The sequence below is a fragment of the Micromonospora sp. HK10 genome (assembly GCF_000982955.1).
In the GTDB taxonomy this organism is placed as follows: domain Bacteria; phylum Actinomycetota; class Actinomycetes; order Mycobacteriales; family Micromonosporaceae; genus Micromonospora.
The window spans coordinates 47532-70522 of sequence record NZ_KQ058895.1; the positions used below are offsets into that span (position 1 = coordinate 47532).

A 22991-nucleotide genomic window follows, 5' to 3' on the forward strand; every position below is an offset into this window, starting at 1 on the left:
AGAGGACTGACCCCCGCCATGCCGATCTGGTTCGCCTACACGATGATCGTGTTGCTGGTCATCACGAGCATCCTGCTCACCCTGCTGATCCTCCTGCACCGCGGCAAGGGTGGCGGGCTGTCGAGCATGTTCGGCGGCGGCGTCAGCTCCAGCCTGGCCGGCTCCTCGGTGGCGGAGAAGAATCTCGACCGTTACACCGTGCTGGTCGGGATCGTCTGGTTCGCGTGCATCGTCGGGATCGGGCTCTGGCTCCGCCTCCAGCTCAACAGCGCCACCTGAGTCGGCACTCAGAGGCGTACAATCTGCGCGCGGTCCGTCACGGACCGCGCGCAGTTTTGTTTTCCGCTGTGCACCGCGTCGCCCGCCGCCCACCCCCCGGCGGTGGTCCCCTCCGACGACAGGAGCGAGCAGCCGTGCCGAGTGGCAACGTCATCCGGGGTTCCCGGATCGGGTCCGCCCCCGAACGCTTCGACCAGCGCACCGAGCCGGCCCCGCGCCGCCCGGTCGCCTACTGGTGCCGCAACGCCCACCGGGTCGAGTTTCTCATCGCCGCCGAGGCCGAGGCCCCCGCGGTCTGGGACTGCCCGCGCTGCGGCGAGCCGGCCGGCCCCGACCCCGACAACCCACCGGGTCAGGCCCGCACCGAGCCCTACAAGACCCATCTGGCGTACGTGCAGGAGCGGCGCACGCCCGAGCAGGCCGAGGCACTGCTCGCCGAGGCACTCGACGCGCTGCACCGCCGTCGCGGTCGGGGCTGAGCGGGTTCGGCACGTCCGCCCTGGTTGTGGGTGCGGCACCCGCGTCGCGCTCAAGGGCTGAGCCGGCGCTCGGCGCGTCCGCCGCTCGGGTGCGGCGGGTGCCGTCGCCGTCGCGGTCGGAGCTGAGCGGATTCGGCACGCTGCCGGCGCCGGGTTCGCTCGCGCACGCTGCCGGCGGCCCGGTTCGCTCGCACACGCTGCCGGCGGCCCGGTTCGCTCGCACATCGGCGGCCCGGTTCGCTCACGACGGCGGGTGGTTTTGACCCGCTACCGACTTGATGACGTGAATGAATCACTCTCGGCCACCGCCACCGCCACCGCCACCGCCACCGTTGGCGTTGCGACCACCGCCACCGCCACCGTCGGCGTTGCGACCGGCGTCGGCGTCAGTGCCGTGATTCGTCTGCGTCATCAAGTCGTCAGGCGCCGAACGGTTCACCCGCCGGTCCGGTCCGCACCTTCGGTAAGGGGATCTTGGCAAGTTCTGGCCCCCGCAGGCGCTGAAATCGTGAAAGATCTCGACCTGTCCAGGCTGAGGAGGCCAGCGCCACCCTGGTGGTGCGGCGCTGCACCACCGTCGCCGTGAGCCCGAGCCACCACCGTCGCGCTGGGCCCGAGCCGCCGCCGTCGCGCTGGGCCCGAGCCGCCACCGTCGCGCTGCGCCCGAGCCGCCACCGTCGCCGTGAGCCCGAGCCACCACCGTCGCGGTGAGCCGGAGCCACCACCGTCGCGGTCAGCGGCAACCGCCGTCGCGGTGAGCCCGGGCCGGTGGGGCCCGCTCAGCGCAGGCTGCGCAGCCGGTGCGGTACGTCGGCGGCCGCGGCCCGGTCCAGCAGCCAGAGGGTACGGGTCACTCCGTGCGCCCCGGCCGCCGGCAGCTGTACCGGACCGGCCCCGGCCAGGGCCATGCCCACCGCCCGGGCCTTGTCGCTGCCCGCCGCCACCAGCCAGACCTCCTCGGCCGTGTTGATCGCCGGCAGGGTGAGCGTGGTGCGTACCGGGGGTGGCTTCGGGCTGCCGCGGACCGCGCTGACCGGGCGGTTGTCGTGGTGCACCGGGTGCTCCGGGAAGACCGAGGCGACGTGCCCGTCCTCGCCGACACCGAGCAGGAGCACGTCGAAGTGGGGGAGCGCGGCATGCCCCGGCCGGGCGGCCCGGGCCAGTTCCTCGGCGTACCCGGCGGCGGCGGTCTCCGGGTCGTTGCCGGCCGGTCCGTCGGAGGCCGGCATCGGGTGGATCCGCGCCGGGTCCAGCGGCACCACGTCCAGCAGCGCCGCCCGGGCCTGGGTCTCGTTGCGCTCCGGATCGCCGGCCGGCAGGAACCGCTCGTCACCCCACCAGACATCCACCCGGGACCAGTCCACGGCGTCCCGGGCCGGCAGCCCGGCCACCGCCCGGTAGACCGCCGCGGCGATCCGTCCACCGGTCAGCACCACCGACGCCTGGCCACGGTCCGCCTGTGCGTCGAGCAGCTTCACCACCAGCCGGGCCGCCACGGCCTGCGCCAGCAGGTCGGGATCGGCGTGTACGGCGACACTCGCCTCACTCATCCATCGCGCCTTCGCGTTCCGACCGCCCCACGGCGGTCACCTGTGCTGTCCGGCCGCGGTGCGACCGGGCCACCGCCGGTCACCCGTTGGCGGTCGCGCCCGCGTGCGCGGAGATCCCGGCCTCGGCCCGCTCGGCGGTCGCCGGATCCTTCCACACGTGCACCCGCTGGCTGGGCCGCTGGTCCAACCCGGAGAGGCCGGCGGTGGCGCCGAGCGCCTCCGCGTACACCTGGTCGGCGTCGAGGCGGCGCAGCTCCTCGGCCAGCTCGTCGCCGAGCGGGCGGCGGACCAGCGGCAGGGTCCGGTCCTCCTGCCCGGTACGCCGGAAGACCGCCACGCTGTCGTCCCGGGTCAGGGTCAGCGAGTCGCCGTTGGCGCAGCGCAGCTGCACCTCCCGCATCCGGGGGTACTCGTCGGTCTCCTTGCGGACCGGGTCGATGCCGAGCCGGGCCGCGAGCCAACCGCGCATCAGCGCCGCCGTCGGGTCGCTCCGGGGTGCCACCACGGTCGCCTCGGTGATCCTGGCCTGGGCGGTGTCGAACGCGCCGGCCACCAGGGTGCGCCACGGGGTGATCCGGGTCCAGGCCAGGTCGGTGTCGCCCGGGGCGTAGTCGGCGGCCCGCTGCCGCAGCGCGGCGATCGGGTCGGCGGCCTGCGCCGCGTCGGTGATCCGCCGGTCCGCCACCACGCCGAGGAAGTCGGTCGCGATCTCCTGCGGCGGCTCACCGTGCCACCAGGTCACCACCGGCACGTCGGGCACCAGCAGCGGCATTACCACCGATTCGGCGTGCAGCGCGAGCCGGCCGTACATCCGCATGACCACCGCCTCGCACGGGCCCAGCCGGCCGCCGACGACGATCTCCGCGTCCAGCCGGTTGCGCTCCCGCTCGACGTCGCTGCGTACCACCACGAGCAGCCGGCAGGGGTGCGCGGCGGCCGCGATGGTCGCCGCCGCCTCCGCCTCCCGGACCCGCTTCTCGTCCACCACCACGATCAGGCTGAGGGCCATGCCACTGGCCACCCCGCCCGCGCTGCGCCGCTCGGCGGCGAGCGCCTTGACCACCTCGTTGCCGGTCGTGTCCCACAGCCCGATCACGGGAGCCTCCTGGTCCGTCGGCCCGCGCCGCCGCGCGACGCCGCCACGTTGCTGTGCCCGTTGGTCCGCTCGCTCATGCCAGTCACGCCCGCCGCCAGGCCCGGCCGTCGCGGGCCAGCATCTCGTCGGCGGCCCGCGGACCCCACTCGCCGGCCCGGTACGGCTCCGGCTTGGTGCCCACCCAGGCGTGCTCCAGCGGGTCCACGACCTGCCAGCTCTGCTCCACCTCGGCCGCGTCCGGGAAGAGCGTCCGGTCGCCGATCAGCACGTCCAGCACCAGCCGCTCGTACGCCTCCGGGCTGGACTCGGTGAACGCCTCGCCGTACTGGAAGTCCATCGCGATGTCCCGGACCTCCATGGTGGTGCCCGGCACCTTGGAGCCGAACTTCAGCACCACGCCCTCGTCGGGCTGCACCCGGATGACGAGCTGGTTGGGGCCGAGCGACTCCATGTCGGCCGCGTTGAACGGCAGGTGCGGCGCCTTCTTGAACATGATGGCCACCTCGGTGACCCGCCGCGGCAGCCGCTTGCCGGCCCGGATGTAGAACGGCACCTCGGCCCAGCGCCGGTTCTGGATGCCGAGCTTGACCGCCACGTACGTCTCGGTGGTGGAGTCCGCGGGGACGCCCTCCTCCTCCAGGTACCCGACGGCGCGTTCGCCGCCCACCCAGCCGGGCAGGTACTGGCCGCGCACGGTGTCCCGGGCGACGTCCTGCGGCACGGTGATCGCCTTGAGCACCTTCAGCTTCTCGGCCCGGATCTCGTCGGCGTCGAAGCTGGTCGGCTCCTCCATGGCGACCAGGGCGAGCAGCTGGAGCAGGTGGTTCTGCAGCACGTCGCGGGCGGTGCCCACCGAGTCGTAGAAGGCGGCCCGGGTGCCGATGCCGACGTCCTCGGCCATGGTGATCTGCACCGAGTCGACGTACTTGGAGTTCCACAGCGGCTCGAACAGGTTGTTGGCGAACCGCAGGGCGAGGATGTTCTGGACCGTCTCCTTGCCCAGGTAGTGGTCGATCCGGAAGACGTCCTGCCGGGTGAAGACGTCGTCGACCAGGTCGTTGAGCGCCTTGGCCGAGGGCAGGTCGTTGCCGAACGGCTTCTCCACCACCACCCGGCGCCAGCCGCCGGACTTGGCGTTGTCCGCCATGCCGGTGCGGGCGAGCTGCTTGAGCACCACGGGAAAGGCCGCCGGGGGGATGGAGAAGTAGAAGGCGGCGTTGCCGGTGATGCCGTGCGAGTCGCGCAGCTCGTCGAGGGTGGCGGCGAGGTGGTCGAACGCGGCGTCGTCGTCGAACGAGCCGCCGACGAACTTGATGTTGCCGGCGAGCCGGGCCCAGACCTCCTCCCGCCAGGGGGTGCGGGCGTGCTTCTTCGCCGCGTCGTGGGCCAGCGACTCGAAGTCGCCGTCGCCCCAGTCGCGCCGGGCGAAGCCCAGGACCACGAAACCGGGCGGCAGCAGTCCCCGGTTGGCCAGGTCGTAGACCGCCGGCAACAGCTTCTTGCGGGCCAGGTCACCGGTCACCCCGAAGATCACCAGGGCGCACGGCTCCGGGATCCGGGGCAGCCGCCGGTCCTGCGGGTCGCGCAACGGGTTCCCCGTGGCCGCTTCGCCCGACGACTGCGGGTCCCGCAGGTCCGGCTCACTGCTCGCGCTCACGGTGCCTCCTCGCTCCGCCGAATCCACATCGTTCATCGTCACGTCCGTGTCCGTCCGGCCGCATCCAGCAGCTGGGCGACGCCCGCCGCCCGCTCGGTCAGGTGCAGTCGTAGCACCGCTCGCCCACGACCGGCCACCGCCTGCCGGTCGCCGGCGGCCTGGGCCGCCTGGAGCTCTCCGAAGGTGTACGGGCGGCCGGGCACCGGCAGATCGGTGGTGGCCGCGCCGGTCACCTGAAGGTAGCTCCCGACCGGGGGACCGCCCAGGTGGTACTGCCCGGTGGCGTGCGGGTGCCGCGGGCCCCAGCCGAAGGTGACCGGTCGGCCGGTCGCCCCCGCCAGCAGCGCGCGCAGCCCGGCCACCGCCGCGTCGGCGGACCGGTCGAGGTACGCCGTCACGGCCAGGTACCCGTCGTCACCGAGCCCGTCGAGCAGCCGGCGCAGCACCCCGCCCAGGTCGGTGGGGAAGCCGTCCGGGGCGTGCACCTCGACCGCGCCCTCGGTGAACGAGGGGGTCTCCGCCGGCACCCCGGCGCCGAGCAGCCGGGCGGTGTGCTCCTGGCTCGCGGCGACGTCCGGTTCGTCGAACGGGTCGACGCCCAGCGTCACGGCTGCCACCGCGGTGGCGTATTCCCAGGTCAGGAAGTGGGCGCCGAGGGGGCCGTTGACCGCCACGGCCGCGCCGACGGCCGGCGCCCGGCCGGGGGCGAGCGCACCGCCGTAGCTGATCGTGAGCACGTCCGGGCCGGCGGCGCCGGGCGCGTCGGGGGCCTCCACGACCACCGGCAGCAGGCCCATCCCGGCCTTGCCGGTGGACTCGGCGATCAACTGCTCGGCCCAGTCGCCGAGCCCTTCGGCGCCGGTGCCGTCGGGCACCAGGGCGACGGTGGCCCGGCCGGTGGTGGCCGCCGCGCCCAGCGCCGCGCCGAGGGCCAGGCCGGGATTGTCCCGGTCGCGTCCCAGCGCCCCGGCGAGCGCGTCGGCCTCGTCCAGGAGATCGGCCACCGGCACCCCGGCCAGCGCCGTGGGGACCAGCCCGAACGCGGTCAGCGCGGCGTACCCGCCGCCCACCTGCGGGTCGGCCGGGATGGTCAGCACGCCCAGCTCGTTCGCGGTCGCCTCCAGCGCCGAGCCGGGGTCGGTGACCACCACGAAGTGCCGGGCGGTCTCCGCCTCGGTCATCCCGGCGTCCAGGAACGCCTGCCAGTAGGCCCGCCGGTGGCTGTCGGTCTCCACCGTCGCGGCGGACTTGCCGGAGACCACCACCACGGTCCGCTCCAGCCGGTCGGCGAGAGCGGCGCGGACCTGCCCGGGGTCGGTGCTGTCCAGCACGGTCAGCGGCCGGCCGAGGGTACGGGCGGTCGCCTCCGCGGCGAGCGACGAGCCGCCCGTCCCGGCGAGCACCACGTGGTCCAGCCCGTCCAGCTCGGCGGTCAGCTCGGCGAGCTGGGGGAGGAGTTCCCGGCTGCGCCGGTGGGTGTCCAGCCAGCCGAGCCGGAGCTTCGCCCCGGCCGCCGCGGCCGGGCCCCAGAGGGTGGGGTCCTGCCCGGCGAGCCGGCCCGGGACGCCCCGGGCGACCAGGTCCTGCCGCACGGAGGCGGGCGCGGACCGGTCGACGGCGTCGGCGCCGCGTACGGCCAGCCCGCCGGCGCTCTCCGCAGGGCCGGCGAGCGGCTCGCTCACGGGGTCACCCCGGTTGGCGACCACGGGGCGTGCCGGACCGGCGCACGTCCCGCGCGCGCGATCCGTACCGCGTGCGGGCCGATCCGGGTGGGAACGGCGGGGCACGTCCCGGGGCGCTGCCCCGGGACGCGTCCGGCGCCGTTCGTCACGCGTTGCCTCCGGCCTGGGCGGCGGCCTGCGCGTTGCCCTTCGCGGCGCGGCGCGGCTGCCCACTGCCCTGCGCGGCCGCCTCGAGCGACTTGCGCACCCCGTCGAGCAGCTCCCGCCAGCTCGCCTCGAACTTCTCCACGCCCTCCCGCTCCAGCGTCTCGATCACGTCCGCCATGTCGACGCCCACCGACGCCAGGTCGGTGAAGACCTTGCGCGCCTCGTCGTACCCGCCGGTGACGGTGTCGTCGCGGGTCTCGCCGTGGTCGGCGTACGCGTGGATGACCGCTTCCGGCATGGTGTTGACCGTGCCGGGCGCGATCAGCTCCTCGACGTAGATGACGTCCCGGTAGTCCGGGTTCTTGGTCGACGTGGAGGCCCAGAGCGGGCGCTGCGGGTGGGCGCCCGCCTCGGCCAGCTGCTGCCACCGCGCGGAGCCGAAGACCTCGCAGTACCGCTCGTACGCCAGCCGGGCGTTGGCCACCGCGGCCTTGCCGCGCAGCGCCTTGGCCTCGTCCGAGCCGATCTTCTCCAGCCGCTTGTCGACCTCGGTGTCGACCCGGGAGACGAAGAACGACGCCACCGACCCGATCTTCGACAGGTCGTGGCCGTTCGCCTTCGCCTGCTCCAGACCGGCCAGGAAGGCCTCCATGACCTGCGAGTACCGGTCCAGCCCGAAGATCAGGGTGACGTTCACGCTGATCCCCTCGGCCAGCGTGGCGGTGATCGCCGGCAGGCCCGCCTCGGTGGCCGGGATCTTGATGAACAGGTTCGGCCGGTCGACCAGCCACCAGAGCGACTTCGCCTCGGCGACGGTGCGGTCGGTCTCGTGGGCCAGCCGCGGGTCCACCTCGATGGAGACCCGGCCGTCCACCCCGGCGCTCGCGTCGTACGACGGGCGCATCACGTCGCAGGCCCACCGCACGTCGTACGTGGTGAGCAGGCGGACCGCCTCCTCCACCTCGACGCCCCGGATGGCCAGGTCGTGCAGCTGCCAGTTGTACTCGTCGGCGTCGGCGAGCGCCTTGGCGAAGATGGTCGGGTTGGTGGTCACGCCGGCCACGTGGGACTCGCGGCGGAGCTGGTCCAGCCCGCCGGAGCTGAGTCGTACCCGGGAAAGATCATCGAGCCAGATGGCCACACCCGTGGCCTGGAGCTCGCTCAGCCGGTCCGTCATGACGTCCACGCTCCCCTCAGTTGCCGGTCGTGAAACCGGTGATGTCGCCCACCCGGGTCAGCGCCGCGTGCGCGGCGGCCACGATCCGGTCGGGGGTGAACCCGAACTGCTCGAACAGCACGGTGTGCGGCGCGCTCGCCCCGTAGTGCTCCAGGCTCACGCTCTCGCCGCTGTCCCCGACGATGCCCCGCCAGGACATGGCGATTCCCGCCTCCACGCTCACCCGTGCCTTTACCCCGCGCGGCAGCACCGACTCCCGGTACGCCTCGTCCTGCTCGAAGAACCACTCCTGGCAGGGCATCGAGACGACCCGGGTGGGGGTGCCGTCGGCCTCCAGCCGCTCCCGCGCGGTGAGGCAGAGCTGCACCTCGGAACCGGTGCCGACGATGATCACCTGCGGCTTGCCGTTGGACGCCTCGGCCAGCACGTAGCCGCCCTTGGCGACGCCCTCGGCGCCGGCCAGCTCGGTGCGGTCGAGGGTGGGCAGCGCCTGCCGGCTGAGCGCCAGCGCGGTCGGCCGGTCGGTGTGCTCCAGGGCCTGCCTCCACGCCCAGGCGGTCTCGTTGGCGTCGGCGGGGCGGACCACGTCGAGGCCGGGGATGGCGCGCAGCGCGGTCAGGTGCTCCACCGGCTGGTGGGTCGGGCCGTCCTCGCCGAGGCCGATCGAGTCGTGCGTCCAGACGTAGACCACGGGCAGCTTCATCAGCGCGGCCAGCCGCACCGAGGGGCGCATGTAGTCGCTGAACACCAGGAAGGTGCCGCCGTAGGGGCGGGTGCCGCCGTGCAGGGCGATGCCGTTGAGGATCGCGCCCATGGCGTGCTCGCGGATGCCGAAGTGCAGGGTGCGGCCGTACTCGTCGCCCGGGAAGTCCTTGGTGGCGTGCACCGCGGGGACGAACGACGGCTCGCCCTTCATGGTGGTGTTGTTGCTCTCCGCGAGGTCGGCGGAGCCGCCCCAGAGCTCGGGCAGCACCGGGGCGAGCGCCTCCAGCACCTTGCCGGAGGCGGCCCGGGTGGCGATGCCCTTGGCGTCGGCCGGGAAGGTCGGCAGGTTGTCGGCCCAGCCCTGCGGGAGGGTACGGGTCGACATCCGCTCCCAGAGCGCCTTGCGCTCCGGGTTGGCCTGCGCCCAGGCGTCGAACGAGGTGGTCCACTCCGCCTGCGCCTCGGCGCCGCGCTCCATCACCTGGCGGGCGTGCTTGAGCACCTCCTCGTCGACCTCGAAGGTGCGCTCCGGGTCGAAGCCGAGGATCTCCTTGGTGGCCTTGACCTCGTCGGCGCCGAGCGCCGAACCGTGGATCTTGCCGGTGTTCTGCTTGTTCGGCGCGGGCCAGCCGATGATGGTGCGCAGCGCGATGAAGGAGGGGCGGCCGGTCTCCGCCTTGGCGGCCAGCAGCGCCTGGTACAGCGCCTCCACGTCCTCGTGGTAGTTGCCCTGGTCGGCGTCGCCGCGGCGCCAGTCGACCGTCTGCACGTGCCAGCCGTACGCCGCGTAGCGGGCCGCCACGTCCTCGCTCTTGGCGATCCGGGTGTCGTCCTCGATCGAGATCTCGTTGTCGTCGTAGATCACGCAGAGGTTGCCGAGCTGCTGGTGGCCGGCGAGGGAGCTGACCTCGTGGCTGATGCCCTCCTCGATGTCGCCGTCGGAGGCGATGCACCAGATGTCGTGGTCGAAGGGGGACCGCCCAAAGTCCGGGTCCGGGTCGAACAGGCCGCGCTCGCGGCGGGCCGCCATCGCCATGCCGACCGCGTTGCCGAGGCCCTGGCCGAGCGGGCCGGTGGTGGTCTCCACGCCCGGCGTGTGGCCGTGCTCCGGGTGGCCGGGGGTGAGCGAGCCCCACTGGCGCAGCGCCTTGAGGTCCTCCAGCGCCAGCGGGTAGCCGGAGAGGAAGAGCTGGATGTAGAGGGTGAGGCTGGAGTGGCCGGCGGAGAGGACGAAGCGGTCCCGGCCGGGCCAGTTCGGGTCCGCCGGGTTGTGCCGCATCACCCGGTTGAAGAGCAAGTACGCCGCCGGGGCGAGACTCATCGCCGTGCCCGGGTGGCCGTTGCCGGATTTCTCCACGGCGTCCATGGCCAGCACGCGGACCGTGTCGACGGCCCTGCGGTCGAGGTCGGACCAGTTGAGAGCGGGAAGCTCGGGTCGGTTGGCAGCCACGATTGGTGTGCTCCTCGGGAGATGGGCGGAACCCTCACTGATGACCCTATCGAGCGGCCCTAAACGTCCGCCCGGGGATCTCTGCATGCTCGTCTGTACGGCTCCGACCGGATCCATCGTTCACCTCGCCGTGTGACGGTCCGCACCGTTGCCGGGTCCCCGGGGCAGCCAAAACGACGACGCGTAGTGTGTGGGGCGGTGTGTGGGCCCGCCGGGCGGGTCCGGGCCGACCCCGACCTCCCCCGCCGAAGCCGGAAGGTGGCAATCCGTGAGCATGATCACCGAGCGCCCCGTCAGCAACTCTGCCGGGCAGCCGCCGGTGAGCACGTTGACGGAGACGCCGGCGGCCGGCCGGCGGGACGTGCGGGCCGTGGTGAGCGCGTACGTGGCGCTGACCAAGCCGCGGATCGTCGAGCTGCTGCTGGTCACCACCGTGCCGGCGATGATGCTCGCCGACGGCGGGATGCCGTCGCTCTGGTTGGTGGCCGTGGTGCTGCTCGGCGGATCGCTCGCCGCCGGGGCGGCCAGCGTGCTCAACTGCTACATCGACCGGGACATCGACCAGTTGATGCGGCGTACCAAGCGCCGGCCGCTGCCCGCGCACACCGTGTCGCCGCGCAGCGCGCTCATCTTCGGGCTGGTGCTGGCGGCGATCTCGGTCGCGCTGATGGCGGCGACCACCAACTGGCTGGCGGCCGGCCTCACCCTCGCCGCGATCGCCTACTACGACCTGGTCTACACGCTCTGGCTCAAGCGGACCACGGCGGCGAACACGTTCTGGGGCGGGATCTGCGGGGCCGCGCCGGTGCTGATCGGCTGGGCCGCGGTCACCGGTTCGCTGGCGCCGGCCGCGTGGGGCCTGTTCCTGGTGGTCTTCTTCTGGCAGTTGCCGCACTTCTACGCGCTGGCGATCAAGTACAAGACCGACTACGCCCGCGCCGGCATCCCGATGCTGCCGGTGGTGGCCTCGGTCCGCCGGGTCAACGCCGAGATCCTGGCCTTCTCCTGGCTGACGCTGCTCTCCTCGCTGGCCGTCTGGCCGCTGGGCATGAGCCCGATCTACGGGGTCACCGCGCTGGTGGTCGGCGGCGTCTTCGTGGTCGAGGCGCACAAGCTGTGCCGGCGTGCGACGCGCGGCGAGGCGGTCAAGCCGATGCGGCTGTTCCACTGGTCCACCACCTACCTCACCATCCTCTTCGCGGCCGTCGCGCTCGACGCCCTGCTGTGAGGCCCGCGCCGGCCCCGCCGGGCTGGCTGGTTTCCCGGGCGCGCGGAATTCATCAGAATTTTTTCTGGGCCCCGCCAGGGTCATCGAAGTGGGACAGACTGTGACGATCCCGGCCGTCCGTTTCGCCCCTCCATAGGCGGACACAGGGGGGTGAATCACCTGTGGTCTTCCTTAAACCCGTAGGTAATTGGCATCACAATTAGTTCATCGTTCTCGCACACGTGGGTGGAAGTCTGCTTAGGCTTCGCGTCATGGCAGATGGTTCCGATACGACGCTGACGGCTGACAAGACCGCCGAGCAGGCCCCCAACGGCCTGGTCGCGGGCATCAAGTCGTTCGCCGCCGGGCACGGCGGGGCGAAGGCGGTCATCGAGTACGTCGGTAAGCGTGGCGCGCGCATCGTCCTGGTGGGCTCCGACGGAGTGTGGGCCGACCAGTTCGCGGACGGCACCGACGTGGCACGGCAGGCCTGCGCCACGGCGGGAGTCACCGTCGAGAACGCCTGGGAGCGTGAGCTGATGGACCAGATGCGTCCGAGCAACGACCTCTGGCGGTCGATGGCCCGGCGCACGATGTCCCGTTGATATAAATTGACCGATCACCACCAGTCGACCCGGGGGAAACCCCGGGTCGCTCTCGTCACCTGCACAGCCCTGCCCGACCTCGACCCGGACGACCGGCTCGTGCTCGCCCCGCTCGCCGCCCGCGGCATCGCCGCGGAGGCGGTGGTCTGGGACGACCCGGCCGTGACCTGGACGGCGTACGACCTGACCGTGCTCCGCTCGCCCTGGGACTACGCGCTGCGGCGCGACGAGTTCGTCGCCTGGGCGCGCACCGTGCCCACCCTGGCCAACCCGGTCGACGTGGTCGCCTGGAACACCGACAAGCGCTACCTGGCCGAGCTGGCCGCGGCCGGCGTGCCCACCGTGCCGACCGCCTGGGTGGAGCCGGGCGCGGACTGGCATCCGCCCGCCGACACCGGCGAGTACGTGATCAAGCCGGCGGTCAGCGCCGGCAGCCAGGACACCGGCCGGTACGACCTGGCCGACCCGGAGCACCGGAAGCTGGCCGCCGCGCACCTGCGGCGGCTCGGTGGTGCCGGCCGGGTCGCCATGGTCCAGCCGTACCTCGACGCGGTGGACACCGCCGGCGAGACCGCGCTGCTCTTCCTGGCCGGCCCGGACGGCCTGGCCTTCAGCCACGCGATCCGCAAGGGGCCGATGCTCACCGGGCCCGACCTGGGCGTGGCGGCGCTCTACAAGGAGGAGCGGATCGAGTCCCGGACGGCCACGCCGGCGCAGCGGGACGCCGCCGAGCGGGCCCTGGCCGCCGTTCCCGGCGGCCCGGACCGGCTGCTCTACGCCCGGGTGGACCTGATTCCCGGCCCGGACGGGGCGCCCGTCCTGGTCGAGCTGGAGCTGACCGAGCCGAGCCTGTTCGTCGGCTACGCCGACGGCGCCCCGGACCGGCTCGCCGAGGCGGTCGCCACCCACCTGGCCCGCCCGTCCTGATCCCCGCCCGATCGGCCGGTGCCCGATCGGCCCGTCGTGCCCGATCGGCCGGTCGTGCCCGAGCGCGCCGCGGCCGGGGTCACCGCTCGTCGCAGTGGTTGCGTTCCCAGCGGCCGCCGATCGGCGGGGTGTCCAGCCGGACGGCGGCCTCGTTGCCGGCGAGGTCGTTCTCCTCCACCCGGCAGGACACGCAGCTGCCCGCGCCGGTGATCCAGAACCCGTAGGTCTGGGTGTGCTCGTCCCGGTGCCAGATCCGGTTGCCCCGCACGATGGCCGAGTCGAACGGGGCGTTCACCGCGATCCCGGCGCGCTCCGGCGGCCCGGCCGGCAGCTCGTACGGCGTGCCCGGCTCCGGGGTGGCCTCGTTCCAGCCGGTGGCGCCGTCCGGGCGGACCTCGGCCAGGGACAGCTCGGTGCCGGTGTTGTCGGCCACCACGGCGGTCCGCGAGCCGACGTGCACGACCTTGCCCCGGTGCCCGCCGGCCGGCCAGTCCGCGGCCCCGTCGGTGACCCGCCGCGGGCCGTAGCGCACCGTGTCGCCCGAGCCCCGGCAGGCCGGCGCGGATCGCCGCCCGTTGTCCCGGAGCCGGTTGCCCACCAGCGCCGCGTCGATCATCGGCCGGTCGATCCGGATCCCGTCGAGCCCGTTGTCCCAGATGTCGTTCTCCTCGACCACCACGTCCGCGGCCGCACCCCGGTACCCGTGGCCCAGGTCGTGCTCGTGGTAGCCGTACCCGCCGTTGCGGCTGATCCGGTTGCCGCGCACGGCGTACGGGCCGGGGGTGTTGCCCATGCTGATCCCGTCGCCGACGTTGCGGTCGACCACGCAGCCGGTGAGCAGTCCGCCGCGACCGGCGATCCCGGCCGTGCCGTTGGCCGAGACGTCGAAGCCGGCCTCCAGGTTGTTGGTGAGCGTGCAGCCGGAGACGATCAGGCCGTCCGCGCCCCAGTCGGAGATGCCGAACCGGTTCGCCTGGCTGTGGCAGCCGATGATGCGGAAGCCGCGCGGCGGCGCCCAGTAGTCCTTCTGCAGTTCCAGGAAGATCCCGTTGGTCCCGTTGCCGAGGGTGGTGCAGTTGGCGATGGTGAGCCGCTCCACGTCACCCCAGCCGCCGATGCCCACGCCGATGCCGGCGCCGCCCATCTGTTCGCCGTTGTCCAGCCGGCCGCAACCCACCACGACCACCCCGTCGATCAGGCTGTCCTGGAGGAAGTCGCAGCCCAGCCCGGTCGCACCGGTGTGGTGGATGTAGAGGTTGCGGAACACGCCGCGTACCACGTACTGCAGGCCCAGGCCCTTGGCCAGGTAGTTGTACCGGGCCAGGCCGACGCCGGAGCCGTCGATCTCGAAGTCGGCGAACGTGCATTCGGCGATGTGCCGGTCCCGGTCCGCGCCGTGCTGCACCGTGGTCCAGTACGCCAGCGGGACCGGGTCGTTCCGGTTGCCCTCGTTGCTGAGCAGGAACCGGGTGGCCGCCGGTCCGGCGCCGATCAGCGAGACGCCGCTGCGCCAGACCGTGCCGGCGTCCCGGATCGAGTAGATGCCGGGCGGGCAGTAGATCACCCGGGCACGGCCGTCGGCCTCGTACCCCTCGCCCAGCCGGTCCACCAGGGCGGCCAGCGCCGGCTGATCGTTGGTCACGCCGTCGCCGGTGAGCCCGAACTGCTGGGCGTCACACCACAGCGGCGCGCCGGCCACCGGGGTCAGCCGTTGCGGGACGGTCGTGGATAGGCCCTTGCGCGACACCGGCGGCTCCCCTCGGGCGGACGGTCCTGCCGCGGGGCGCATTCCCGCTGCCGCCGGGCGGTAACGCCGGGAGCGCGCCCTCAGGCGGCGGCGGTGACCCGCTGCCCGGTCGGGGCGGCCGGGGCCGGCGGGGCGGCCGGCAGCCGCTCCCGGGTGGCCCAGAGCACGCCCAGGGTGGCCAGCAGCACCAGGCAGGAGCCGAGCATGTGCGCGGCGACCAGCGCGGCGGGCAGGTGGGTGAAGTACTGCACGAAGCCGATCAGCCCCTGGCCCAACTCGACCGCGACCAGCACGCCGGCGGCCCGGGCGGCGCGCGCGGCACCGACCGCCCGGAACGCGAAGAGCAGCGCCACCGAGAGGCCGATCAGCAGGAACACCCCGTCGGCGTGCACCTGGGAGATCGCCTCCGGGTCCAGCCCGTTGCGGGCCGCGCCCTGGTCGCCCGCGTGCGGCCCGCTGCCGGTCACCCAGGTGCCGACCACGAGCACGGCCGCGCTCACCACGGTGGTGAGCGCGGCGAGGGTACGCAGCGGCGCGGGCACGGTGGGGGTGACCGGTCCGTCCGGCTCGGTGGTGCGCTTCCACAGCGCGTACGCGGCGGCGATCACCGCCATCGAGGCGAGGAAGTGCAGCCCGACCACCCACGGGTTGAGGTTGGTGAGCACGGTGATGCCGCCGATCACCGCCTGGGCGGGGATGCCCAGGAGCACGGCGACCGCGAGCGGCAACAGCCCGCGCCGGCGGGGGCGGTGGGCGAGCACGGCCAGCACCACGGCCAGCGCGATGATCCCCACCACGAAGGTGAGCAGCCGGTTGCCGAACTCGATGACCCCGTTGATGCCCATCTCCGGGGTGGTGGTGTAGGACTCGTCGGTGCACCGCGGCCAGGTCGGGCAGCCCAGCCCGGATCGGGTGAGCCGGACCCCCCCGCCGGTGACCACGATCGCCACGTTCGCGATGATCGAGGTGTACGCGAGGCGGCGCAGCAGCGCGGCGGAGACCGGGAACCGGACGGAAGCCTTCACGGAGCGAATCCTACGCACCGTAGTGGACCACGATCGGGTGACTCCGCCGGCCCGGTGGTCGGGATCACCGGACCCCGGGTTTGCGGCCCTCCGGCGAATTACGTAACGTTGGCGTTGTGAAAAACGCGGCGGCGCTCTCCGGGCCCCAGCCGGCGGCCGGTCCGGTCACCGCTGACGGCTTCCGGCCGCGTGCCCTCCGGGGCGCCGAGCCCGAGTCGTCGCCGGCCGCGTCCGCCGATCTCTCCACCCGGGACCGGGTCACCCAGCTGCTGCTGGAGCGGGGGGCGACCACCGCCGCCCAGCTCGGCTCGGCGCTCGGGCTCAGCCCGGCCGCGATCCGCCGGCATCTCGACGCGATGCTCGCCGACGGCGACGTGGTGGCCCGCGAGCAGGTCGTGCGGGGCAGCCGGGGCCGGGGCCGGCCGGCCAAGGTCTTCGTGCTGACCGAGGCGGCGCGGGTGCGGTGCGGCACCCACCACTACGACAACATCGCCACCGCAGCGCTGCGCTGGATCGCCCGCAGCGGCGGCCCGCGGGCCGTCGAGGCGTTCGCCGCCGAGCAGGTGACCGCGCTGGAGGAGCGCTGCCGGGCCGCCATGGAGGACGCCGGCGACGACCCGCTCGCCCGGGCGGAGGCGCTCGCCGGGGCGCTGACCGCCGAGGGCTACGCTGCCAACGCGTCCACGATCGCCTCCGGCGGCCAGCTCTGCCAGCACCACTGCCCGGTGGCGCACGTGGCCGCCGAGTTCCCCCAGCTGTGCGAGGCCGAGACCGCGGTGATCTCCCGCCTGGTCGGCACCCACGTGCAGCGCCTGGCCACCATCGCGCACGGCGACGGGGTGTGCACCACGCACATCCCCGCCCAGCCGCGGCAGAGCCCGCGTGCGGGCGCCCAGTCCGGTAACACCGTCACCACTGTGAGGACAGATAGATGACCGAGCAGATCGTCCAGCCCCTGACCCAGGAGGAGCAGCTCGCCGCCCTCGGTCGCTACGAGTACGGCTGGGCCGACCCCGACGTCGCCGGGGCCGTCGCCCAGCGCGGCCTCAACGAGGCGGTGGTCCGGGACATCTCGGCCAAGAAGAACGAGCCGGCCTGGATGCTCGACCTGCGGCTGAAGGGCCTGCGCCTGTTCGGCCGCAAGCCGATGCCGAACTGGGGCGCGGACCTCACCGGGATCGACTTCGACAACATCAAGTACTTCGTGCGGTCCACCGAGAAGCAGGCCACCAGCTGGGAGGACCTGCCGGAGGACATCAAGAACACCTACGACAGGCTGGGCATCCCCGAGGCGGAGAAGCAGCGGCTGATCGCCGGCGTCGCGGCGCAGTACGAGTCCGAGGTCGTCTACCACAAGATCCGTGAGGACCTCGAGGAGCAGGGTGTCATCTTCCTGGACACTGACACCGCGCTGCGCGAGCACGAGGACATCTTCAAGGAGTACTTCGGCACGGTGATCCCGGTCGGCGACAACAAGTTCGCCGCGCTGAACACCTCCGTCTGGTCCGGTGGCTCGTTCATCTACGTGCCGAAGGGCGTGCACGTGGAGATCCCGCTGCAGGCCTACTTCCGGATCAACACGGAGAACATGGGCCAGTTCGAGCGGACGCTGATCATCGTCGACGAGGGCGCGTACGTGCACTACGTCGAGGGCTGCACCGCGCCCATCTACTCCTCGGACTCGCTGCACAGCGCGGTCGTGGAGATCGTCGTCAAGAAGAACGCCCGGTGCCGCTACACGACCATCCAGAACTGGTCGAACAACGTCTACAACCTGGTCACCAAGCGCGCCGTCTGCCACGAGGGCGCGACCATGGAGTGGATCGACGGCAACATCGGCTCCAAGGTGACCATGAAGTACCCGGCGGTCTACATGACCGGCGAGCACGCCAAGGGCGAGGTGCTCTCGGTCGCCATGGCCGGCGAGGGCCAGCACCAGGACGCCGGCGCCAAGATGGTGCACGCCGCGCCGCACACCTCCTCGACCATCGTGTCGAAGTCGATCGCCCGGGGCGGCGGCCGCACCTCGTACCGGGGTCTGGTGCAGGTGCTGGAGGGCTCGACCAACAGCCGGAGCACGGTGAAGTGCGACGCCCTGCTGGTCGACACCATCTCCCGCTCGGACACCTACCCCTACGTCGACATCCGCGAGGACGACGTGTCGATGGGGCACGAGGCGACCGTCTCCAAGGTCAGCGAGGACCAGCTCTTCTACCTGATGAGCCGGGGCCTGAGCGAGGACGAGGCGATGGCGATGATCGTGCGTGGCTTCATCGAGCCGATCGCCAAGGAGCTCCCGATGGAGTACGCCCTGGAGCTCAACCGCCTGATCGAGCTGCAGATGGAGGGCGCGGTCGGCTGACGCCGCCGCTCCCGGTCGGCGGGCCGGTGTCGCCGGCCCGCCGCACCAGCCCCCAGATCTCGTCGTCCCGCACAGACAGACCAAGGAAGAGATGACTACCCAGGCTCCCGCGCCGCCCGTGACCAAGTCGCAGGCGCTCCGCTCGTACGACGTCGCCGACTTCCCGGCCCTCACCGGCCTGGAGGAGGAGTGGCGTTTCACCCCGCTCAAGCGCCTGCGCGGCCTGACCGGCGGCGAGGCGCCGGCCGCTACCGGCGCGGTCCGTCACGAGCACGGCGACCTGCCCGAGGGCGTCACCGTCGGCCGGATCGGCCGGGACGACCCGCGGGTGGGCAGCGTGCTCACCCCGTTCGACCGGGTCAGCGCCCTGGCCTACGGCGGGTTCGACGAGGCGCTGCTGGTGCAGGTCGCCAAGGACGCCGTGGTCGCGGCGCCGGTGAGCCTGCGGGTGGTGGGCGCCGGCGCGGACGCGCTCGCCCTCGGCCACACCGTCGTCGAGGTGGGCCGGTTCGCCGAGGTCACCCTGGTGCTGGAGCACGTCGGCTCGGCCACCCTGGCCGACAACGTCGAGGTGGCCGTGGGCGACGGCGCGAAGCTCACCCTGGTCACCGTCGCCGACTGGGCGGACGACGCGGTGCAAGCCCAGCACCTCAAGGTGAAGCTGGGTCGCGACGCCAAGGTGATCCACGTGCAGGTCAGCCTCGGCGGCGACCTGGTCCGCCAGTACACCTCGGTGGAGTACACCGGGCGCGGCGGCGAGGCCGAGCTGTACGGCCTCTACTTCGCCGACTCGGGCCAGCACCTGGAGCACCGTCAGCTGGTCGACCACACGGTGCCGGACTGCCGCAGCTACGTCGGCTACCGGGGCGCCCTGCAGGGCGACAGCGCGCACACCGTCTGGGTCGGTGACGTGCTGATCCGGGCCGAGGCGACCGGCACCGACACGTACGAGATCAACCGCAACCTGCTGCTCACCGACGGCGCGCGGGCGGACTCGGTGCCGAACCTGGAGATCGAGACCGGTGAGATCGCCGGTGCCGGCCACGCCAGCGCGACCGGCCGCTTCGACGACGAGCAGCTCTTCTACCTGATGGCCCGGGGCATCCCGGAGTCCGAGGCCCGCCGCCTGGTGGTGCGCGGCTTCTTCGCCGAGCTGATCAACAAGATCCCGGTCGAGGAGCTGCGCGAGCGGCTCGGTGACGCCATCGAGACGCGGCTGGCCAAGGCGGGCGCCTGATGATCAAGATCTGCTCCACCGAGGACGTGCCGAAGGGCACCGCGATCAGCGCCGACGTCGACGGCACCCAGATCGCCATCGTGCACGCCGAGGACGACGCGTTCTACGCCGTGTACGACGAGTGCTCGCACGCCGCGGTGCCCCTCTCCGAGGGCGAGGTCGACGGCTGCACGCTGGAGTGCTGGCTGCACGGATCCCGTTTCGACCTGCGTACCGGTGAGCCCACCGGGCTGCCCGCGACCGAACCCGTTCCCGTCTATCCCGTCGAAGTCCGCGACGGCGACATCTACCTTCCCGTGGGCGCCGACGGCCGCCCGCTGCCGAGCAATGGAGTGACCCGCTGATGAGCACCCTGGAGATCCGCGACCTGAAGGTGTCGGTCAAGCTGCCCGAGGGTGAGCTCAAGCCGATCCTGGCCGGTGTCGACCTCACCGTGAAGTCGGGCGAGACCCACGCGATCATGGGCCCGAACGGCTCCGGCAAGTCGACCCTGGCGTACTCGATCGCCGGCCACCCCAAGTACGAGATCACCGGCGGCTCGGTGACCCTCGACGGCGAGGACGTGCTGGCCATGTCCGTCGACGAGCGGGCCCGCGCCGGGCTCTTCCTGGCCATGCAGTACCCGGTCGAGGTGCCCGGCGTCTCGGTGGCCAACTTCCTGCGTACCGCCAAGACCGCCCTCGACGGCGAGGCGCCGAAGCTGCGCACCTGGGCCGGCGAGCTGCGCGGCGCCATGGAGCGGCTCCAGATGGACCCGGCCTTCGCCCAGCGCAACGTCAACGAGGGCTTCTCCGGCGGCGAGAAGAAGCGGCACGAGATCGTGCAGCTGGAGCTGCTCAAGCCGAAGATGGCCATCCTCGACGAGACCGACTCCGGCCTGGACGTGGACGCGCTGCGCGTGGTCAGCGAGGGGGTCAACCGGGTCCGCGACACCGGCGACACCGGCCTGCTGCTGATCACCCACTACACCCGGATCCTGCGCTACATCAAGCCCGACTACGTGCACGTCTTCGTGGCCGGCCGGATCGTCGAGCAGGGCGGCCCGGAGCTGGCCGACAAGCTCGAGGAAGAGGGCTACGAGCGGTACGTCGCCGGGGCCGGCGCGGCGCGGGCCTGACCTGACATGAGCTCCATCGCGATCCCGGCGGGCATGCCACAGTACGACGACGTGCCCCGGTACGACGTGGCGCGGGTGCGGGCCGATTTCCCGATCCTGGACCGGGAGATCAACGGGCACCCGCTGGTCTACCTCGACAGCGCCAACACCTCACACAAGCCGCGTCAGGTGCTCGACGTGCTCGCCGAGCACTACGCGCGGCACAACGCCAACGTGTCGCGTTCGGTGCACACCCTGGGCACCGAGGCGACCGAGGCGTACGAGGGGGCCCGCGCGAAGATCGCCGCGTTCATCAACGCGCCGAGCGTCGACGAGGTGGTGTTCACCAAGAACTCCACCGAGGCGATCAACCTGGTGGCGTACGCGTTCTCCAACGCCTCGCTGCGGCCGGACGCCGACCCGCGGTTCCGGATCGGGCCGGGCGACGAGATCGTCATCTCCGAGATGGAGCACCACTCGAACATCGTCCCGTGGCAGCTGCTCGCCGAGCGGACCGGCGCGACGCTGCGCTGGTTCCCGCTCACCGAGCAGGGCCGGCTGGACGAGTCCGGGCTGGACGACCTGGTCACCGAGCGGACGAAGATCGTCTCGCTGGTGCACACCTCGAACATCCTCGGCACCATAAACGCCACCGCGCGGATCACCCAGCGGGTCCGCGAGGTCGGCGCGCTGCTGCTGCTCGACTGCTCGCAGTCGGTGCCGCACCTGCCGATGGACGTGGTCGACTACGACGCCGACTTCATCGCCTTCACCGGGCACAAGATGTGCGGCCCGACCGGCATCGGGGTGCTCTGGGGCCGGGCCGAGCTGCTCGCCGCGATGCCCCCGGTGCTGGGCGGCGGGTCGATGATCGAGACGGTCACCATGGCCCGGTCGACCTTCGCCGCGCCGCCGGCCCGGTTCGAGGCGGGCACCCCGCCCATCGCCGAGGCGGTGGCGCTCGGCGCCGCCGTGGACTACCTCTCCGGGGTGGGGATGCGCGCCATCCAGTGGCACGAGAAGGAGCTGACGGCGTACGCGCTGGACGCCCTCGCCACCGTGCCGGGGCTGCGGATCTTCGGCCCGACCGTGCCGGTGGGCCGGGGCGGCACCATCTCCTTCGCGCTCGCCGACGTGCACCCGCACGACGTCGGGCAGGTGCTCGACTCGCTCGGTGTCCAGGTGCGGGTGGGTCACCACTGCGCGAAGCCGGTGTGCACCCGGTTCGGGGTGCCGGCCACCACCCGGGCGTCGTTCTACCTGTACACCACCACGGCGGAGATCGACGCGCTGGTGGCCGGCCTCGAGCAGGTGCGGAAGGTGTTCGGGTGAGCCGGGCGACGCGGGGAGCCCGACGACTCGACGGGAGGGCAGCCTGATGCAGCTTGAGTCGCTCTACCAGGAGATCATCCTGGACCACTACAAGCACCCGCACGGCCGTGGCCTGCGGGACACGGCGGTGCCGGGCGCCCGGGTCGGCGAGGCGCACCACGTCAATCCGACCTGCGGTGACGAGATCACCGTACGGGTGGCGACCGACGGCACGGTGTTCACCGACATCTCGTACGACGGGATGGGCTGTTCGATCAGCCAGGCCTCGGCGAGCGTGCTGCACGAGCTGCTGCGCGGCCGGGCCGCGGACGACGCGGCCGTGGTGCACGAGGCGTTCGTCGAGTTGATGTCCGGGCGGGGCCAGGTCACGCCGGACGAGGACGTGCTCGGAGACGGGGTGGCGTTCGCGGGTGTCGCGCGCTACCCGGCCCGGGTGAAATGCGCGCTGCTGTCGTGGATGGCGTTCAAGGACGCCGCGGCACGCGCCGGGGTGGGCGTGAGCCCGACGGAGGTGAAGGCATGAGCGACGAGACCACGACGCCGGAGACCGGCGCGGTGGCGACCGACGGCGCGGCGACGCCGACCGGCGGCAAGGCTGCCATCGCCGACATCGAGGAGGCGATGAAGGACGTCGTCGACCCGGAGCTGGGCATCAACGTGGTCGACCTCGGCCTGGTGTACGGCGTCCACGTCGACGACGAGAACGTGGCCACCCTCGACATGACGCTGACCTCGGCGGCCTGCCCGCTGACCGACGTGATCGAGGACCAAGCCCGGCAGGCGCTGACCACCGGCCCGGGTGGCGGGCTGGTCAACGACATCCGGATCAACTGGGTGTGGCTGCCGCCGTGGGGGCCCGACAAGATCACCGACGAGGGTCGGGACCAGCTCCGCTCCCTCGGCTTCAACGTCTGACCGGTTCCCGGTCCCGTCGAGCGCGACATCCCCGGTGGGGGTGTCGCGCTCGACGCGTCTCCGCCCCCGCCCGCCCCACGCCTGCCCGGTCCTACCTCGCTCGGACTTGCCTGGTTCGGCCTGTGTCCGTGCTTGTCGTTCGGCTCTGATGCGCTGTTCCGGCCAGGTCGACTTCCACGAACCTCGCCCCGCCTACCCCTCCCACCTATCGAGAACGCCATCCATATGACGGAAGTCAAGCGAGATCTTGGCAGCAAATGGCCCCTATAGGGGCCATCTCGTACCAAGATCTCTGGCGCGGGGCGCGGGGCGCGGG

The 22991-nt window shown here is 72.6% G+C and carries 21 protein-coding genes; 13 read left to right on the top strand and 8 right to left on the bottom strand.

The window, feature by feature from the left end; genetic code table 11:
• The first annotated feature begins 18 nt into the window (after positions 1 to 18).
• Together secG and LQ51_RS29020 are read left to right on the top strand one after the other, a co-directional pair.
• The gene (secG, locus tag LQ51_RS29015) at positions 19 to 279 is read left to right on the top strand and encodes a preprotein translocase subunit SecG (protein WP_046571212.1); all 261 of its coding nucleotides are present in this window, start codon (positions 19 to 21) and stop codon (positions 277 to 279) included.
• Between the two features lie 134 nt (positions 280 to 413).
• Positions 414 to 758, top strand: a complete 345-nt coding sequence (locus tag LQ51_RS29020; protein WP_046571214.1) for an RNA polymerase-binding protein RbpA — start codon at positions 414 to 416, stop codon at positions 756 to 758.
• A 779-nt stretch (positions 759 to 1537) separates the two neighbouring features.
• On the opposite strand, the gene pgl is transcribed toward LQ51_RS29020, so the two are convergent.
• The 6 genes from pgl to tkt form a co-directional block, all read right to left on the bottom strand.
• Positions 1538 to 2308: a 6-phosphogluconolactonase gene (gene pgl, locus LQ51_RS29025; RefSeq protein WP_046571216.1), complete on the bottom strand. Its 771-nt coding sequence runs from the start codon at positions 2306 to 2308 to the stop codon at positions 1538 to 1540.
• Between the two features lie 79 nt (positions 2309 to 2387).
• On the bottom strand, positions 2388 to 3404 hold the full coding sequence (locus tag LQ51_RS29030) for a glucose-6-phosphate dehydrogenase assembly protein OpcA (protein ID WP_046571218.1): 1017 nt from the start codon (positions 3402 to 3404) through the stop codon (positions 2388 to 2390).
• Between the two features lie 82 nt (positions 3405 to 3486).
• Positions 3487 to 5037, bottom strand: a complete 1551-nt coding sequence (gene zwf, locus LQ51_RS29035; protein WP_046571253.1) for a glucose-6-phosphate dehydrogenase — start codon at positions 5035 to 5037, stop codon at positions 3487 to 3489.
• Positions 5038 to 5099: 62 nt separating this feature from the next.
• Positions 5100 to 6743, bottom strand: coding sequence for a glucose-6-phosphate isomerase (locus LQ51_RS29040; RefSeq protein ID WP_046571255.1), 1644 nt, complete (start codon positions 6741 to 6743; stop codon positions 5100 to 5102).
• Between the two features lie 145 nt (positions 6744 to 6888).
• Positions 6889 to 8067, bottom strand: a complete 1179-nt coding sequence (tal, locus tag LQ51_RS29045) for a transaldolase (RefSeq protein WP_046571257.1) — start codon at positions 8065 to 8067, stop codon at positions 6889 to 6891.
• A 16-nt stretch (positions 8068 to 8083) separates the two neighbouring features.
• On the bottom strand, positions 8084 to 10222 hold the full coding sequence (gene tkt / locus LQ51_RS29050) for a transketolase (RefSeq protein ID WP_046571219.1): 2139 nt from the start codon (positions 10220 to 10222) through the stop codon (positions 8084 to 8086).
• A gap of 268 nt (positions 10223 to 10490) precedes the next feature.
• Here tkt and LQ51_RS29055 point away from each other — a divergent pair, with 268 nt between their 5' ends.
• The 3 genes from LQ51_RS29055 (at position 10491) to LQ51_RS29065 (ending at position 12961) form a co-directional block, all read left to right on the top strand.
• A complete protein-coding gene (locus tag LQ51_RS29055; protein WP_046571221.1) occupies positions 10491 to 11450 on the top strand; it encodes a heme o synthase in 960 nt (319 codons plus the stop codon).
• 251 nt (positions 11451 to 11701) lie between these two features.
• On the top strand, positions 11702 to 12034 hold the full coding sequence (locus LQ51_RS29060; protein WP_046571222.1) for a hypothetical protein: 333 nt from the start codon (positions 11702 to 11704) through the stop codon (positions 12032 to 12034).
• Positions 12035 to 12040: 6 nt separating this feature from the next.
• Positions 12041 to 12961, top strand: a complete 921-nt coding sequence (locus LQ51_RS29065) for an ATP-grasp domain-containing protein (RefSeq protein ID WP_046571223.1) — start codon at positions 12041 to 12043, stop codon at positions 12959 to 12961.
• A 79-nt stretch (positions 12962 to 13040) separates the two neighbouring features.
• Here LQ51_RS29065 and LQ51_RS29070 read toward each other — a convergent pair whose 3' ends face one another.
• Positions 13041 to 14708 carry a right-handed parallel beta-helix repeat-containing protein gene (locus tag LQ51_RS29070; RefSeq protein ID WP_046571224.1) on the bottom strand — a complete coding sequence of 556 codons (1668 nt, stop codon included), beginning with the start codon at positions 14706 to 14708 and terminating at the stop codon, positions 13041 to 13043.
• A gap of 80 nt (positions 14709 to 14788) precedes the next feature.
• A complete protein-coding gene (locus LQ51_RS29075) occupies positions 14789 to 15751 on the bottom strand; it encodes a COX15/CtaA family protein (protein WP_197087945.1) in 963 nt (320 codons plus the stop codon).
• 248 nt (positions 15752 to 15999) lie between these two features.
• On the opposite strand from LQ51_RS29075, the gene LQ51_RS29080 reads away from it, so the two are divergent.
• From LQ51_RS29080 to LQ51_RS29115, 8 genes are all read left to right on the top strand, one after another.
• Positions 16000 to 16668, top strand: coding sequence for a helix-turn-helix transcriptional regulator (locus LQ51_RS29080; protein WP_231605923.1), 669 nt, complete (start codon positions 16000 to 16002; stop codon positions 16666 to 16668).
• A complete protein-coding gene (gene sufB, locus LQ51_RS29085; RefSeq protein WP_046571230.1) occupies positions 16665 to 18095 on the top strand; it encodes a Fe-S cluster assembly protein SufB in 1431 nt (476 codons plus the stop codon). Before LQ51_RS29080 ends, sufB begins: the two co-directional genes overlap by 4 nt.
• A 91-nt stretch (positions 18096 to 18186) precedes the next feature.
• The gene (sufD, locus tag LQ51_RS29090) at positions 18187 to 19332 is read left to right on the top strand and encodes a Fe-S cluster assembly protein SufD (protein ID WP_046571231.1); all 1146 of its coding nucleotides are present in this window, start codon (positions 18187 to 18189) and stop codon (positions 19330 to 19332) included.
• Positions 19332 to 19676, top strand: a complete 345-nt coding sequence (locus LQ51_RS29095) for a non-heme iron oxygenase ferredoxin subunit (RefSeq protein WP_046571233.1) — start codon at positions 19332 to 19334, stop codon at positions 19674 to 19676. The genes sufD and LQ51_RS29095 overlap by 1 nt, the downstream gene beginning before the upstream one ends.
• Positions 19676 to 20449, top strand: coding sequence for a Fe-S cluster assembly ATPase SufC (gene sufC, locus LQ51_RS29100; protein WP_046571235.1), 774 nt, complete (start codon positions 19676 to 19678; stop codon positions 20447 to 20449). Before LQ51_RS29095 ends, sufC begins: the two co-directional genes overlap by 1 nt.
• Before the next feature lie 6 nt (positions 20450 to 20455).
• Positions 20456 to 21760 (top strand): cysteine desulfurase, encoded by a 1305-nt coding sequence (locus tag LQ51_RS29105; protein WP_046571236.1) that lies wholly within the window; start codon positions 20456 to 20458, stop codon positions 21758 to 21760.
• Positions 21761 to 21806: 46 nt separating this feature from the next.
• A complete protein-coding gene (gene sufU, locus LQ51_RS29110) occupies positions 21807 to 22283 on the top strand; it encodes a Fe-S cluster assembly sulfur transfer protein SufU (protein WP_046571237.1) in 477 nt (158 codons plus the stop codon).
• Complete coding sequence (locus LQ51_RS29115; RefSeq protein WP_046571238.1) at positions 22280 to 22675, top strand: metal-sulfur cluster assembly factor; 396 nt, start codon at positions 22280 to 22282, stop codon at positions 22673 to 22675. The genes sufU and LQ51_RS29115 overlap by 4 nt, the downstream gene beginning before the upstream one ends.
• Positions 22676 to 22991 lie beyond the last annotated feature (316 nt).